General features: G+C 17.1%; 1 protein-coding gene. It reads right to left on the reverse strand.

Annotated elements, in window-relative coordinates:
- A partial coding sequence (locus tag IU476_RS36620) for an NADH dehydrogenase subunit 4L (protein ID WP_228824859.1) occupies window positions 1-197 on the reverse strand: 197 nt, incomplete at its 3' end.
- Window positions 198-339 lie beyond the last annotated feature (142 nt).

Here is a 339-nt window from a genome sequence, read left to right on the forward strand (position 1 = left end):
CGAATTATAGACACTAAAATAGACAAACCTAAAGCACCTTCACAAACTCTAAAACTTAAAAAAATTATTAAAAAATATATTTCAAAATTTATAAAAATTAAATAATAAACCAACATTAAATATAAAGACAGAACTATAAATTCTAAACTTAATAATATTGATAATAAATGTTTACAATTTAAAACAAAAACTATCATACCTATAACATACAAAAAAAAAGATAAATTTCATCTTATAAATATTAACATTAGTTTTAATAGTTTAATAAAAACATTGGTCTTGTAAATCAAAATTAAGTTATACTTTTAAAATTTCAAGAAAAAAGAATAATCTTCATCT

Source organism: Nocardia blacklockiae (assembly GCF_015477355.1).
In the GTDB taxonomy this organism is placed as follows: Bacteria; Actinomycetota; Actinomycetes; order Mycobacteriales; family Mycobacteriaceae; genus Nocardia; species Nocardia blacklockiae.